This is a genomic window from Nitratireductor soli (assembly GCF_001050155.1).
Classification (GTDB): domain Bacteria; phylum Pseudomonadota; class Alphaproteobacteria; order Rhizobiales; family Rhizobiaceae; genus Nitratireductor; species Nitratireductor soli.
In genome coordinates this window covers 45,840-60,148 of sequence record NZ_LFVY01000001.1, presented here as the reverse complement: position 1 = coordinate 60,148, position 14,309 = coordinate 45,840, and the positions used below count along the sequence as shown (strand labels likewise).

Genomic DNA, 14,309 nt, shown 5'->3' with positions numbered 1-14,309 from the left:
TTTCCAAGAGGAAGAAAACCATGACAATGAAACGGCATGCGGACGTCACCTGGAAAGGTTCCCTGGTCGAGGGTTCGGGCAGCCTCGACACGCAAAGCGGCGCGCTGAAAGGGCTGCCGCTCGGCTTCAAGGCGCGCTTCCAGGATGAAAGCGGCACCTCCGGCACCAATCCGGAAGAGCTGATCGCCGGCGCCCATGCCGGCTGCTTCGCCATGCAGCTCTCGCATATGCTGGCCGAAAGCGGTTCGCCGGCCGACAAGCTGGACGTGCGCGCCGACGTAACCCTGCAGCCGGCACAGGGCGGTGGCTTTGAGATCGTCAAGAGCGCCTTGACGCTGGTCGGCAACGTGCCGGGTCTGGCGGAAGACAAATTCCTCGATATGGCCAACAAGGCCAAGGCCTCGTGCCCGGTCTCGAAGGCGCTGGGCGCGATCGAGATTACACTGGACGCCAAATACGGCTGACGACAGATTTGCGATGAAATCCGTCGGCCGGCGCAATGGAAGGTCGTACGATGGGCAGACTTCGCAACCAAAAAACGCGCGATGCAGCTAAAATTCCCTTACGAAACAAGCCGTTCGGGAGGATTGACATGCTGCAGACTCACACGCCTCGGACCCTCAGGGTCCCGGCTGAAAACACCACGCTGACGATCACCGACATCACGGCGGAGGCCTCCAGGCTGGACGCGTTCGACAATCACGAGCGCGTCTGGCATGGCCGCGACGTGGAGCGCGGCCTGAACGCCATCGTCGCCATTCACAACACGGCGCTCGGCCCCGGCCTGGGCGGCACGCGTGTCTGGCCGCACGAGACCTTCGAGGCGGCGCTGACCGACGTCCTGCGCCTGTCGCGCGGCATGACCTTCAAATCGGCCATCGCCGGGATGGATTTCGGCGGCGGCAAGGCGCTGATCATCGCCAACGCGAAGACCGACAAGACCCCCGCGCTGCTCGAAGCCTATGCCGAGATGCTGGCCGCCCTCGACGGCCAGTACTACACCGGCGAGGATGTCGGCTTCACCGTCGCCGATGCCGATTTCCTGCGCGCCCGCACGCCCAACGTCACCGGCACCACCGTCGGTGGCAGTGGCAATCCCTCTCCCGTCACCGCGCACGGCGTGTTCCTCGGCGTCAAGGCCGCGTTGAAGCACCGTGGCGTCGACAAGCTTGCCGGCGTGCATGTGGCCGTGCAGGGATTGGGCTCCGTCGGCTGGACCCTGTGCGAGAAGCTGCATGCCGAAGGCGCGCGTCTGACCGTGACCGACATCGACGCCGTCCGCATCCGCCAGGCGGGCGAGGCCTTCGGCGCCGAAGGCGTGGGGACCGACGCCATTCTCCAGGTGCCGGCGCAGGTCTTCGCGCCCTGCGCGCTGGGCGGCGTGCTTTCGGCCGAGACGATCCCGTCGCTCGGCGCCAAGATCGTCGCCGGCGCCGCCAACAACCAGCTCGCCCGGCACGAGGATGCAAAGCTGCTTCTGCAGCGCGGCGTTCTTTACGCGCCGGACTACGTCATCAACGCCGGCGGCCTGCTCAACGTCGCGGCGGAACTGGCGCCGGGCGGCTACGATCGCGCGGCGACAATGGCGAAAGTGGCGCAGATTCCCGACACGCTGACCGACATTTTCCAGCGCGCCGAGGCACAGAACCGCTCGACCAACGATGTCGCCGCGGAGATCGCCTATGAGCGGATCGAGGCGGCGCGGAAGTAGCGCTGTGCCCGCTCCACACGTGGGCAGGGCAATCGCCTATACCGTCATCCCGGCTCTCCCTGCGGTCGGCCGGATGACGATGGGGGGTTGCCCGCAGCGCCCTATTTCCCGATCCCGCTATAGGCCGCCTCGCCCCAGACCTGCTTGACCCGGGCGTCGCGGCCGCAGCCCTTGCGATAGCCGTCATAGGCATCCGACTGCCTGACCAGGCCGAAGCGGCTGAGGATGCGATTGTCGCCCTGATAGTAGTTCTGGTGATAGTCCTCGGCCGGCCAGAAGGTCGCCGCGCCAAGCACCGGGGTCACCACCTTGCCGCCGAGCGCCGCATCGGCTTCCTGCCTGGCCTTCTCTGCAGCCGCCTTCTGCGCGTCGTCGAGCGCGTAGATGGCCGTCGAATAGCTTTCGCCCCGGTCGCAGAACTGGCCGCCCGCATCGGTCGGATCGACCGTGCGGAAGAAGATCTCCGCCAGCCGCTGATAGCTGACCTTCGCATCGTCGAAATCGATCTTCACCACCTCGCGGTGGCCGCCGGAGGAATAGTTGCGGTAGGTCGGGTTCTTGGTCGAGCCGCCGGCATAGCCGGATGTGGTGGCGACGACGCCCGGCACATGATCGAAATCCGCTTCCACGCACCAGAAGCAGCCGCCGGCGAAAATCGCCGATTTCGTTTCGGCAAGGGATGGCTGCACGCCGCCCACAAGGGTGGCAAGGGAAAACGCCGAAGCCAGAAACAAGCGTCGCAGCATGGTAGTCTCTCCTATGTTCAGGAGAGACCTACCCCGCCATGGGGCGAATTCAAATCAAACCGTTACACGCTTGCGTGAGGAGCACGCACCGCCCATGCCTGACCATCGACACACAGCCGGCGATCGGTAGCGAAGGGAGCAGAGGCAGCCGTGCCGGCACCGGTGCTAGACCCGCCGCTCGACCATCATCTTCTTGATGTTGGCGATCGCCTTGGCCGGGTTCAGCCCCTTCGGGCAGGCCTGGGTGCAGTTCATGATCGTGTGGCAGCGATACAGCCGGAACGGATCTTCCAGATTGTCGAGCCGCTCGCCCGTCGCCTCGTCTCTGCTATCGATCAGCCAGCGATAGGCCTGCAGCAACACGGCGGGGCCGAGATAGCGCTCGCCGTTCCACCAATAGCTCGGGCACGAAGTCTGGCAGCAGAAGCACAGGATGCATTCGTACAGCCCGTCGAGCTTGGTGCGGTCCTCGTGGCTCTGCTTCCATTCCGTCGCCGGCTCCGGCGTCACGGTCTGCAGCCAGGGCTCGATCGAGGAGAGCTGCGCATAGGGCACCGAAAGGTCCGGCACCAGATCCTTCACCACCGGCATGTGCGGCAGCGGGTAGATCTTGACGGCCGCCTGCGCCACCTCGTCCATGCCCTTGGTGCAGGCCAGCGTGTTGGTGCCGTCGATGTTCATGGCGCACGAGCCGCAAATGCCCTCGCGGCAGGAGCGGCGGAAGGTCAGCGTCGGGTCGATCTTGTTCTTGATGTAGATCAGCCCGTCGAGCACCATCGGCCCGCAATCGTCCATGTCGATGTAATAGGTGTCGACGCGCGGATTGTCCCCGTCGTCCGGCGACCAGCGGTAGACCTTGTACTCGCGCAGGCTCTTGGCGCCCTCGGGCTTCGGCCAGACTTTGCCCTGATGGACCTTGGAGTTCTTGGGAAGGGTGATTTCAACCATGACGTCCTCGGCTCAATAAACCCGCGCCTTGGGCGCGATTTTCTTCAGGTCGATGCCGCCGTCTTTTTCCTTCAAAAGCGGCTCGGTGTGGACAGGACGATAGCTCAGCGTCACCTTGCCCTTCTCGTCCACATGCGACAGCGTGTGCACGCGCCATTTCTTGTCGTCACGCTCGGAGAAGTCCTCGCGGGCGTGCGCCCCGCGGCTCTCCTTGCGCGCTTCGGCGCCGTAGACCGTGGTGATGGCGTTGGTCATCAGGTTTTCCAGCTCCAGCGTCTCCATCAGGTCCGAGTTCCAGATCATCGAACGGTCGGTGACCTTGACGTCGGGAAGCTCGCTCCAGACTTGGCTGATGCGCTTGCAGCCCTGCTCCAGCGATTCCTGGGTGCGGAACACGGCGGCGTCTTCCTGCATGGCGCGCTGCATCTTCTCGCGCAGCGCCGCCGTCGGCGTCGCGCCGTCGGCATGGCGGATGCGGTCGAAGCGCTCCATGATCTTGTCGCAGGCCGCCTCGTCGATCGCCGGGATCGCCGCTTCGCGGTCGACCACCTCGCCGGCGCGGATGGCGGCGGCGCGGCCGAACACGACCAGGTCGATCAGCGAGTTGGAGCCGAGCCGGTTGGCGCCGTGCACGGAGGCGCAGGCCGCCTCGCCGACGGCCATCAGGCCGGGCGCCACGGCGTCCGGGTTGGCCTTGGTCGGGTTCAGCACCTCGCCCCAGTAATTGGTCGGGATGCCGCCCATATTGTAGTGCACCGTCGGCAGCACCGGGATCGGCTCGCGCGTCACGTCGACGCCGGCGAAGATCTTCGCCGATTCGGCGATGCCGGGCAGCCGCTCGTGGATCACCGCCGGGTCGAGATGGTCGAGATGCAGGAAGATGTGATCCTTGTTCTTGCCGACGCCGCGGCCCTCGCGGATCTCGATGGTCATGCAGCGCGAGACGACGTCGCGCGAGGCGAGATCCTTGGCCGATGGCGCATAGCGTTCCATGAAGCGCTCGCCCTCGGAATTGACCAGATAGCCGCCCTCGCCGCGCACGCCCTCGGTGATCAGGCAGCCGGCGCCATAGATGCCGGTCGGGTGGAACTGCACGAACTCCATGTCCTGCAGCGGCAGGCCGGCACGCGCCACCATGCCGTTGCCGTCGCCCGTGCAGGTGTGGGCCGAGGTGCAGGAGAAATAGGCGCGGCCATAGCCGCCCGTCGCCAGCACCACCATCTTGGCGGCGAAGCGATGGATGGTGCCGTCCTCGAGGTTCCATGCCACGACGCCGGTGCAAACACCGTCCGTCATGATCAAGTCGAGGGCGAAATACTCGATGAAGAACTGCGCATGGTTCTTCACCGACTGGCCGTAGAGCGTGTGCAGGATGGCGTGGCCGGTGCGGTCGGCGGCAGCACAGGTGCGCTGCACGGGCGGGCCGTCGCCGAAATTCTGCATGTGGCCGCCGAACGGCCGCTGGTAGATCCTGCCGTCCTCGGTGCGCGAGAAGGGCACGCCATAGTGCTCGAGCTCGTAGACGGCGGCCGGCGCCTCGCGCGCCAGATACTCCATCGCATCGACATCGCCCAGCCAGTCGGAGCCCTTCACCGTGTCGTACAGATGCCACTGCCAATGGTCGGGGCCCATGTTCTTCAGCGAGGCGGCGATGCCGCCCTGCGCCGCCACCGTGTGCGAACGGGTCGGGAAGACCTTGGTGATGCAGGCCGTCTTCAGGCCCTGCTCGGCCATGCCGAGCGTGGCGCGCAGGCCCGCGCCGCCGGCGCCGACGACGACGACATCGAATTTATGATCGACATAGGTATAGGCGCTTGCGGCCTTCTTTTCGTTTGCCTTTGCCATAACCGGGTTCAGCCTCCGAAGGCGATTTTCAAGAGGGCGAAGAGGGAGACCGCGCCCAGGACGAGGGGAAAGAAGATGTTGAGGATCAGCAGCGCGATCTTCGCGCCCTCGCCATGCACATAATCCTCGATGACCACCTGCATGCCGAGCTTCATGTGGTAGAGCACCGACAGGAGCGCGAAAGCGAGAAGCAGCGTGACGACCGGATTGGCCAGCGCCGCGTGCACCTGTTCGTAGGACGCGCCGTTATGGGCGATGATGAAGCCGACGAAGAAGATCACCAGCGGGATGTTCGAGATGGCCGTCAGCCGCTGATGCCAGAAATGGCCCGTGCCTTCCTTGGCCGAGCCGAGGCCGCGGATGCGGTTCAGCGGGGTGCGCATGTCGCTCATGATCAAAACCCTCCGCGCACGGCATAACCGGCGATCCACACCAGGATCGTCAGGACGATCGAGGCGGCGAGCGTCGCCTTGGCCATCTTGGTGGTGGTCGCCTTTTCCAGGCCGCGCCCGGTGTCCCAGATCAGGTGGCGCATGCCGCCCAGCATGTGGTGCAGCAGCGCCCAGGTGAAGCCGAACAGCACCAGCCGGCCGAACCACGAGCCGTAGACGCCGTTGACCAGGTCGAACGTTTCCTTGGAAGACGCGGCGGCGGCAAGCCAGACGACGAACAGCACCACGCCGAAATACAGCGCCGAGCCGGTGATGCGATGGACGATCGACATCAGCATGGTCGGGATGAGGCGGTAGATTTGCAGGTGCGGCGAAAGCGGCCTGGCGTGGATGGTGCTGGATTTGCTCATGGCTTCCCCAATTCGATACCGGCCCAATTCGATACGGCTTGGTCTGGCGTGCGTCGCAACAGCGATGTTCGGCCCGGACCCGCGCCCTCCGGCAGTCGCTTTCTAATGCGGTTTTTGCAGTGCGTCAAAGCCGCAAAAGCGTTCCGGCGTCGATATTTAACCCCCTCGTCCCGCGCAAGGACTGGGCCGCTGCGGCTTCAAACGATTGAAGCGAATATTTCGTGCGCCTGATGAGTCGTCCCGCTGTCGGGCGCTATCGTGCTTTGCAGTCAGGTGGAATCACCTGACATCCGCATAAATGCGGAAAAACAATGAGACAAGGTGCCCTCAATGCGTCCTGACATAGTACACGACGCATGCCGATTTCGGTCGTGTTTGATCTTGTGGCAACAGCGTTGTGCGTGGTTCGACAAGCTCACCATGAGGGTGGATATATGGCTGCAAAACCATCCGCAACGTCGCGGAACCAGACTTCCTGCAAAGCCCAACATCCCTCATGGTGAGCTTGTCGAACCACGCATCCACGTCATTGCAATGGGGTGCAAGCTGTTGCGTCGTGTACTATCGCGTCCGCATGGACGCATGGCGCTCTATTGGGTGCAGCTGATCGGCGACTTGCCGTTGACCATCCACAGCGCGTCCTTTTCCTCCAGCACGACGGCATAGAGCGCCTCGCCGAACCGCGCGCTCTGGCCGGGCGGCGCGGCCGGCAGATCGAGGTCGAGGCCGCGCGGGCTGTGGACGCTGACCAGCGGACCCTTGCGCTCGACGACCATCTGCATGTCGTCCTCGCAGCGATAGGTGACCGGACCGCTGAAGGCCGCCGCATTGCCGGCCTGACCGGCTGAAGAGGAAGCGTTCGTGCAGCCGCCCGCCAACGCCAGCAGCAGAAGCGCTGCCCATCGGCCGTGCGGCCCGCTATTGCATCGGCCCGAAAATCGGAATCGATTTACGCGAAGCACGATGCATGGATTCAAAGTGTTAGAGCGTCCTTTGTGCGTCCGAATGGACGTACGGCGCTCTAGCGGTACCGGTGTCTTCGTACCCATCGCGCCGCTACTGCCCGTCGCCGCTTGGCCGGTCGGCACCGGTGTCGAAGCGGATGACGTGGCCGGTCCAGTCGGCGGGCGCCGCGAATTTCTCGTAGAGTTTGCGCCCTTCCTCCGGCTGGCGTGGCGCATTGAGCGTCAGGCGCGCCCAGCCGCGCTCTTCGGCCTGGTCGGCCACCACATCGATGAGCGCTTCGCCGATGCCCTTGCGGCGGTGATCGTGATGCACATAGAGGTGATCGACCATGCCGTAGCGCATGCCCGTCACCGGTTCGGGCAGGTCGTAGAACAGCGCGAAACCGACAAGCCGGCTGTCCAGATAGGCGCCGAGAATCTCGACCGCGCGATCCTGCAGGAGCGTTTCCGCGTAAAACGCGTCCGGCCGGCGCGGCGCGCCGCGCTTCAGCGACTGCGTGTAAGCCGCCAGGAGAGGCGCCAGGACATGCGCGTCCCTGAGGCGCAGCGGTTGGATATCGATCTGGTGATTCTCGCCCATGGCCAACCCTTCCCCGAAATTAACCACATCTGTCAATCGGCATGTTTGCCCGCCAAGCTCCCCGTGACAAAGGTTAAGAAAAGCTTAATGTAGAGGATCGAGGAGGCCACGGGGAGCGGCAAGGAGCCATGGCGCATGCCTTTGAAGTCTTTTTTCGTGGTCGCGGCGCTTGCCGCCGCAGCAATATCGATGCCGGCAGAGGCCGGCGGTTATGGTGATGCCTATGGTGGCCGCGTCTACGCGGATGCCTATGGCAACCTCGTGATTCACAGCCGGGCGGGCTTCAAGCGCATTCTGGTCGGCAAGGGCCATATGGCCGACGACTATGCCGATCTCGGCATCGAGACGCCGCGCGTCGCCCACCTGCAGCGCCATGGCGGCAGCCTCTATCTGCGCCGTTCGGCCCCCTGCAGCCAGGGCGTTCTCGTCAAGGGACGCGGCTATATGTACGGCCTGCCCGACGGCGTTCTGCCGGTCCTGACCGGCCCCTGCCACTGATCGCCGGCCAAACGAAACCCGGCCAAAAGACGGGAGCCCCGATGAGCCGAGAGGCCGACACCGCCCGCCAGCTGCGCGCCCATATCGAGCAGATGCAGACGATGACCCGCTTCGTGCTGGCCACGCTGGCGCTGGCCAGCGGCGTCTACACCTATCTCGGCGTGCGCAGCCTGCTCGACGGAACGGCGACGCTCGTCTTCTTCGCCGCCGTCATCTATTCGGCGGCGGTGTCGGTCGGCATTTACGGCTTCTGGACCTATCTCATCCGCTTCCTGCCGGAGATGCGCGATGCCGGTTCGCGGCTGGCCCTGTTCGGCGTGATGGCGGTCGGCTGCCTGATGATCGTCGCCATGTCGTCCTGGCTCAATGCCGCGGCGCTGGCCGGCTCGGCGGCGGTCGAACAGCATCTGGCCGAGACGCTGGAGGACTATACAGGCGATCTCGACCAGGCGCATTCCAACGCGCTTGGCGCGCTGTCGCTCCTGCCCGACATCCAGCGCGCCTCGGAGCGTTTTGCCCGCCTGGCCGACGACGAGCGCAATTCCGGCGCGCTGACCGGCACATCCGGATCAGGCAGCGTGGTCCAGCTCCTGACCCAGATGTCGGCGCAGATGCGCGAGCTGGAAACGACGATCCAGAATTCCCGCGAAACGGTCGGCGACCTGTTCCAGCGCGGCCAGGAGCGGCTTGCCGCGATGCGCACGCTGGTCTCGGCGCCCGGCCCGATCCAGCCGCGCTCCGACCGCTTCGCCGAGGAGGCGGTGGCGCTGGCAGGCGTCGTCGCCTCGCTCGAACAGACCTCCATCGCCCCTTCGGTCGCCCGCGCCGCCGCCGATCTCTCGGCCGGCTTCATCGCGCCCGTCGCCGACGGCCGCTCATCCGATCTCGCCGGCCGGCAGGATGCGGTGATGGCCACCGTGCGCATATCGGTCGCCGCCCAGTCGAAGGCGCTGTCCGACGCGGCCGCCGAGATCCTGGCGCAGCCGAAGGTCGCCGACCGGCGCTACGTGCCGTTATCCTCTGCGGAAGCAGTGCTGCGCTATGCCGGCAACTTCCTGCCGAGCTGGGCCGGCGCCATCTCGATCGATCTCCTGCCGGCCGTGCTGGTTGGCGTCATGGTGGTGGTGTTCGGCACGATCCGCCGCGGCGAGGTCGGCTTGACCGACGCCGACCGCATCACCGCCGCCGACATGCTGCGCTCGCTGGAGCTGCACGACACGATCCTGGCGCGCAAGAAGGCCGCCACCGAAACCGAAGATGAGGCCGAACCCGAGCCTGCGGAGGCACCCCGCACAGCGCCGGCCGAAAACATCACGCCCCTTTCCCTGTCAGACCGCAAACGGCATGAACCATGAGCGACCATCTCGCCTCTTCCATCGAAGCAAAGCCGCGCCGCGGCCTGCCCGAGCAATTCCAGGAAAAGTGGGGACCGGTTTTCCGTCCGGAATTGCGTGGAAACAAAGAAATGGAACATCTTCGTGACTCGGGGAAAAGCGGAAATGCTCTAACCCGCTATTTCAGCCGTTTTGACGACGGGGCGCTGATTCGCGCCGCCTTTGTCGGCGTGCTGATCGGCTCGGCGGCGGTCCTCGGCATGGATCTGCGCGAGCTGGTCGACCGCAATGGCGGCCTGTGGCCGAGCGCCGCCCCGCAGCCGTTCGAGCAGGGCGTCACCGTTCTGCCGCCGGTTATCGACGGGGGCGATGCCGGCGAGCAATCCGCCGATCCGCGCCGGTTCGTCACCACAGACCGCACCATGCTCCGTAACCCGGTGCGCTTCACCCTGCGGGCGGGCGGCGTGCTGTCGGTCGAAGGCGCCATCGATCCGGGCGCATCGGCGCGCTTTGCCGCCGAACTCGAGGCGCGCGGCGAATATGTCTCGACCGTTGCCTTCAACTCGCCGGGTGGCTCGCTCGAGGACGCCATGGCAATGGCCCGCCTGGTGCGCGAACGCGGCCTGTCGACGCGCGTCGAGGACGGCGCCATCTGCGCCTCTTCCTGTCCGCTGATCCTGGCCGGTGGTGTCACACGGCAAGCCGGCGCCAAGGCGGCGATCGGCGTCCACCAGTTCTACGCGGCGGAAGAAATCGCCAACCCGGCGCAGGCCATGGCCGACGCGCAGATGATCACCGCCCGCATTTCGCGCCACCTGGACGAGATGGGCATCGACCCGGCGCTGTGGCTGCATGCGCTCGATACGCCGCCGCGCGCGCTCTACTATTTGACGCCGGAGCAATTGCAGCGCTATCGCCTGGTCACCGGGCCGATCACCCTGGCGCGCAACTGAGCCTCTCAGCCCTCGTCCTGCCGATACTCCAATAGGTCGCCGGGCTGGCACTCCAGCACCTGGCAGATCTTCTCCAGCGTCTCGAAGCGCACGCCGCGCACCTTGCCGGATTTCAGCAGTGAAACATTCTGCTCGGTGATGCCGATCAGTTCGGCCAGTTCCTTCGAGCGCATCTTGCGCCGCGCCAGCATGACATCGAGATTGACGATGATCGCCATGGCTCAGACGAAGCCCCGCTGGTCGGCGCGCGCCTCGGCGGCGACAGCCATCAGGTGGCTGGTCATGTACATGATGCAGGCGATCAGCAGCGACAAAAGCTCGGATGAGCCGATCCCGATCGACAGCGCCTTCTGTCCGGGAGGATTGCCCATCGTCAGGGCCAGCACCATGACGGTGTGCAGCACGATGCTGCCACTGGCGATGGCGACGAAAGCCACACCGGCGCGACGCATCCAGCGGGCCGATTCGCCCGACAGTGGCTCCTCCGCGGCAAACGCGCCGAACATCCGCCAGACGCAGTAAAGCGCCGCAAGAAGAAGGCCGACCTGCACGGCGATCAGCACGATCGTGATGCCGATCGACGATGATGTGAGGGTCACCGGCCCCGCGATGGAAAGCCCTTCGCGCAGCAAATTTTCGAAACCGGCCGGATCCGACAACGACACCCCAAGCACCCACGCCACGCCGACGAGGATCAATGCGGCGCAAGCCAGGACGGCGCTCCGCATGACGCGACTGAGCCGTCGCAAGCGCATCACATCAGCCATTTCATTCTCCTAGTGCTTGAATAAATTATCGTTTTACAGTAACTAATCATCCAATATCATTCATCCCATGAAGGGTCAAGCGATGCCTGCCTCGATTTTCTCTCCATTGTTTTCCGCCGCGCAACGCGTCAAACCCGGCTGTCCGCCCTCGCGCGCCTGCATCCTGCTCGGCGCGGCCATGCTATCGGCCTGCATGGCGACAAATCCGCACGCGCTCCATCAATTGTCGCGTTTCGACCCCTTCAAGGCCGATCCGCGCCACGTTGCCATCGCCGTCAAGACGGACCGGAACCTGTGGCTGCGGCGCGGCGATGTGGAATTGCGGATCGCGCTTGCGGCGGGAGGCAAGGCCGAGGCCTTCGATGAAACCTTTGTCCTGGCCATTGCCGACAGTGCCGCGGGCGCCGGTTTCAGCGCGCCTGTCGAGCCTGGGGATCACGTCCTCACGGCAATGGTCGCGCCTGAGGACAGGGCGCGTTTCGAAACGGTGCAGCATCGCGCGCGCGCGGCAAAGACAGCCAATGGCAAGGGAACGCTTGGTGTGACGGTCAGGGGCGGCTGCCGCAGCGGTCCCCTCGATACCGAGACCCTGTCGGTGCGCAGCTATATGCGCACCGAGGCCGGGGGAGAATTCTTCCCCCTGACCGGCGAGATCGGATTGCAGAAGATGCTTGGCGGGAAGTCCCTTGCAGGAATTCCTCCCTGCAAGGACGTGAGGTCAAAAGAGAGCCGGGGCAGCGTTTCCGTGAAACGGTGAACCGATCTGGCGTCAGCCCTGCGGCCACTCGCGAATGTCGACGAAATGGCCGGCAATGGCCGCCGCCGCCGCCATGGCCGGCGAGACCAGATGCGTGCGGCCCTTGAAGCCCTGGCGGCCCTCGAAATTGCGGTTCGAGGTGGAGGCGCAGCGCTCGCCCGGCTTCAGCCGGTCGTCGTTCATCGCCAGGCACATCGAGCAGCCCGGCTCGCGCCAGTCGAAACCCGCCGCCTTGAAGATCTTGTCCAGCCCCTCGGCCTCGGCCTGCGCCTTGACCAGGCCGGAGCCCGGCACGATCATCGCGCTGACCCGTTCATTGACCTTCTGGCCCTCGGCGACCTTGGCCACTTCGCGCAGATCCTCGATGCGGCCATTGGTGCACGAGCCGATGAAGACGCGGTCGAGCGCGATGTCGGTGATCCTGGTGCCGGGGGTGAGGCCCATATATTCCAGCGCCCGCATCTTCGACTGGCGCTTGTTTTCCTCGGCGATCTCGTCCGGGTTCGGCACCACGCCGGTGATCGACACCACGTCCTCGGGCGAGGAGCCCCAGGTGACGATGGGCGGCAGGTTGGCCGCGTCGAGCTTGACCACGCGGTCGAAATGCGCGCCGTCATCGGTGTGCAGCGTATCCCAATAGGCGCGCGCCAGATCCCAGGCTTCGCCCTTCGGCGCCCGGGGGCGGCCGTTGATATAGGCGTAGGTGGTCTCGTCCGGGGCGATCAGGCCGGCGCGCGCGCCGCCCTCGATCGACATGTTGCAGACCGTCATGCGGCCTTCCATCGACAGGGCGCGGATCGCCTCGCCGGCATATTCCATCACATGGCCGGTGCCGCCGGCCGTGCCGATCTCGCCGATGATGGCGAGGATGATGTCCTTCGCCGTCACGCCGGCCGGCAATTTGCCGTCCACCTCGATCAGCATGTTCTGGGCGCGCCGCTGGATCAGCGTCTGCGTGGCCAGCACATGCTCCACCTCGGAGGTGCCGATGCCGTGCGCCAGCGCGCCGAAGGCGCCATGCGTCGAGGTGTGGCTGTCGCCGCAGACGATGGTCATGCCCGGCAGGGTGAAGCCCTGCTCCGGGCCGACGATGTGGACGATGCCCTGGCGCTCGTCGGCGGCGTCGAAATACTCGATGCCGAAATCGGCGGCGTTCGTCGCCAGAGCTTCGACCTGGATACGGCTCTCCGGGTTCTTGATGCCGAACTTGCGGTCGGGCGAGGTCGGCACGTTGTGGTCGACCACGGCCAGCGTCTTCTCCGGGTGGCGCACCGTGCGGCTGGCCATGCGCAGCCCCTCGAAGGCCTGCGGGCTGGTCACCTCATGCACCAGATGCCGGTCGATGTAGAGCAGGCAGGTGCCGTCATCCTGTTGATCGACCAGGTGGTCGTCGAAAATCTTGTCGTAGAGCGTGCGTGGTTTGGTCATTGTCTTCATCCTCAGCGGAGCGAAATGGAAGGCTTGCCGGCAAATCAAATGATCGCCGGCTGGCGTGTCCGCCTAAGGCAGTCGGCTCAGAAGCGAGCCGGAGACCCGCGCGAAAAAGCGGCTCGGCAGGCGTTTCACATCCTGCAGAACGAAGCGCTTGTAGGTCGGGCTTCCGAAAAGTTCTTCCATGAGAGCGTCTTACCAGCGTTTCGCGGGCTCGGCAATCTGTCCAAGCAGCCTGGTGGTGCGATCCCGACAGATGGTCCGCATCTGTCGGGATCGCACCACCAGATCAATCGCTTGTGGGCTGACTTACCGAAACAGATGGTATCCATCTGTTTCGGTCAGACCACTACGCCGCTTCCTGCTCGACGCAGATCCGTGCCGTGTCCTCATCGCTCAGCGGCACATGCAGCAGCGCGCAGCGATGCCGGCCCGCGCCTTCCATGTCCCGGCGAAAATGCCGGCAATCGCGGCAGAGCCCGAAAGTCCGCCCGCCATCCGCCGCAAGACGCGCCTTGAGCAAGGCGGCAAGCCCCTCGTTCAGCGCTTCCCGCTGCGCCGCGTCCATCCGCGACAATGCCTCGGCAAAGCGCAGCGTCTCGTCTTGCGGCAGAAGCGCCGCGCCCGCCGCAGTCAGTTCGAGCCGCACCGAACGGCGGTCGGCCGCATCGGCGGATTTGCGCACCAGTCCCGCCCGCTCCAGCGCCATCAGGGTCTGCGACACCGTGCCCTTGGTGGCGCCCAGATAGGCCGTCAGGGCGCCCGGCGTGTTGGAGAAGCGGTTGGCGCGCGCCAGATAGCGCAAGGCCTCCCATTGCGCCGGCTTCAGGCCGGCGGCGTGGCCGTCATGCGTGACGATGCGCGCCAGCCGGCCGATCATCGCCAATGTCTCGTCGTCGTTCATCGGCAGACAGTATTGTGTCGATACCATGATTGCAATGGCCGCCGCCGCATGCTAGCCAATATGTATCG

At 65.2% G+C, this 14,309-nt stretch carries 17 protein-coding genes; 6 read left to right on the top strand and 11 right to left on the bottom strand.

The annotated features are described in order from the left end of the window. The first annotated feature begins 26 nt into the window (after positions 1–26). Entirely contained in the window at positions 27–464 is a 438-nt protein-coding gene (locus AB843_RS00325) for an OsmC family protein (protein WP_048644799.1), read from the top strand. 128 nt (positions 465–592) lie between these two features. Beyond that, entirely contained in the window at positions 593–1,711 is a 1,119-nt protein-coding gene (locus tag AB843_RS00320) for a Glu/Leu/Phe/Val family dehydrogenase (RefSeq protein ID WP_082143573.1), read from the top strand. Positions 1,712–1,812: 101 nt separating this feature from the next. On the opposite strand, the gene msrA is transcribed toward AB843_RS00320, so the two are convergent. The 7 genes from msrA to AB843_RS00285 all read right to left on the bottom strand — a co-directional run bounded on the left by msrA (position 1,813) and on the right by AB843_RS00285 (position 7,597). Continuing rightward, positions 1,813–2,457, bottom strand: a complete 645-nt coding sequence (gene msrA / locus AB843_RS00315) for a peptide-methionine (S)-S-oxide reductase MsrA (RefSeq protein ID WP_048644798.1) — start codon at positions 2,455–2,457, stop codon at positions 1,813–1,815. Between the two features lie 165 nt (positions 2,458–2,622). Further along, on the bottom strand, positions 2,623–3,405 hold the full coding sequence (locus AB843_RS00310) for a succinate dehydrogenase iron-sulfur subunit (protein ID WP_048644797.1): 783 nt from the start codon (positions 3,403–3,405) through the stop codon (positions 2,623–2,625). Between the two features lie 12 nt (positions 3,406–3,417). Beyond that, positions 3,418–5,250 (bottom strand): succinate dehydrogenase flavoprotein subunit, encoded by a 1,833-nt coding sequence (sdhA, locus tag AB843_RS00305; RefSeq protein WP_048644796.1) that lies wholly within the window; start codon positions 5,248–5,250, stop codon positions 3,418–3,420. 8 nt (positions 5,251–5,258) lie between these two features. Further along, positions 5,259–5,642 (bottom strand): succinate dehydrogenase, hydrophobic membrane anchor protein, encoded by a 384-nt coding sequence (gene sdhD / locus AB843_RS00300; RefSeq protein ID WP_048644795.1) that lies wholly within the window; start codon positions 5,640–5,642, stop codon positions 5,259–5,261. Positions 5,643–5,644: 2 nt separating this feature from the next. Then, complete coding sequence (gene sdhC, locus AB843_RS00295; RefSeq protein WP_048644794.1) at positions 5,645–6,052, bottom strand: succinate dehydrogenase, cytochrome b556 subunit; 408 nt, start codon at positions 6,050–6,052, stop codon at positions 5,645–5,647. 590 nt (positions 6,053–6,642) lie between these two features. Next, a complete protein-coding gene (locus AB843_RS00290; RefSeq protein WP_244467859.1) occupies positions 6,643–6,930 on the bottom strand; it encodes a hypothetical protein in 288 nt (95 codons plus the stop codon). 178 nt (positions 6,931–7,108) lie between these two features. After that, positions 7,109–7,597, bottom strand: coding sequence for a GNAT family N-acetyltransferase (locus AB843_RS00285; RefSeq protein WP_048644793.1), 489 nt, complete (start codon positions 7,595–7,597; stop codon positions 7,109–7,111). Positions 7,598–7,732: 135 nt separating this feature from the next. Here AB843_RS00285 and AB843_RS00280 point away from each other — a divergent pair, with 135 nt between their 5' ends. The 3 genes from AB843_RS00280 to AB843_RS00270 all read left to right on the top strand — a co-directional run bounded on the left by AB843_RS00280 (position 7,733) and on the right by AB843_RS00270 (position 10,382). Next, positions 7,733–8,095, top strand: a complete 363-nt coding sequence (locus AB843_RS00280) for a hypothetical protein (protein ID WP_048644792.1) — start codon at positions 7,733–7,735, stop codon at positions 8,093–8,095. Positions 8,096–8,136: 41 nt separating this feature from the next. Continuing rightward, positions 8,137–9,450, top strand: coding sequence for a hypothetical protein (locus tag AB843_RS00275; RefSeq protein ID WP_048644791.1), 1,314 nt, complete (start codon positions 8,137–8,139; stop codon positions 9,448–9,450). Between the two features lie 110 nt (positions 9,451–9,560). After that, positions 9,561–10,382 carry a COG3904 family protein gene (locus tag AB843_RS00270; RefSeq protein ID WP_048645158.1) on the top strand — a complete coding sequence of 274 codons (822 nt, stop codon included), beginning with the start codon at positions 9,561–9,563 and terminating at the stop codon, positions 10,380–10,382. A 5-nt stretch (positions 10,383–10,387) separates the two neighbouring features. Here AB843_RS00270 and AB843_RS00265 read toward each other — a convergent pair whose 3' ends face one another. After that, complete coding sequence (locus tag AB843_RS00265) at positions 10,388–10,600, bottom strand: helix-turn-helix domain-containing protein (protein ID WP_048644790.1); 213 nt, start codon at positions 10,598–10,600, stop codon at positions 10,388–10,390. Positions 10,601–10,603: 3 nt separating this feature from the next. Beyond that, positions 10,604–11,149 (bottom strand): DUF2975 domain-containing protein, encoded by a 546-nt coding sequence (locus AB843_RS00260; RefSeq protein ID WP_048644789.1) that lies wholly within the window; start codon positions 11,147–11,149, stop codon positions 10,604–10,606. 82 nt (positions 11,150–11,231) lie between these two features. On the opposite strand from AB843_RS00260, the gene AB843_RS00255 reads away from it, so the two are divergent. After that, on the top strand, positions 11,232–11,906 hold the full coding sequence (locus AB843_RS00255) for a hypothetical protein (protein WP_157384395.1): 675 nt from the start codon (positions 11,232–11,234) through the stop codon (positions 11,904–11,906). A 12-nt stretch (positions 11,907–11,918) separates the two neighbouring features. Here AB843_RS00255 and leuC read toward each other — a convergent pair whose 3' ends face one another. Together leuC and AB843_RS00245 are read right to left on the bottom strand one after the other, a co-directional pair. Next, entirely contained in the window at positions 11,919–13,334 is a 1,416-nt protein-coding gene (gene leuC / locus AB843_RS00250) for a 3-isopropylmalate dehydratase large subunit (protein WP_048645157.1), read from the bottom strand. A gap of 352 nt (positions 13,335–13,686) precedes the next feature. Further along, a complete protein-coding gene (locus AB843_RS00245) occupies positions 13,687–14,268 on the bottom strand; it encodes a MarR family winged helix-turn-helix transcriptional regulator (protein WP_244467858.1) in 582 nt (193 codons plus the stop codon). Between the last annotated feature and the right edge of the window lie 41 nt (positions 14,269–14,309).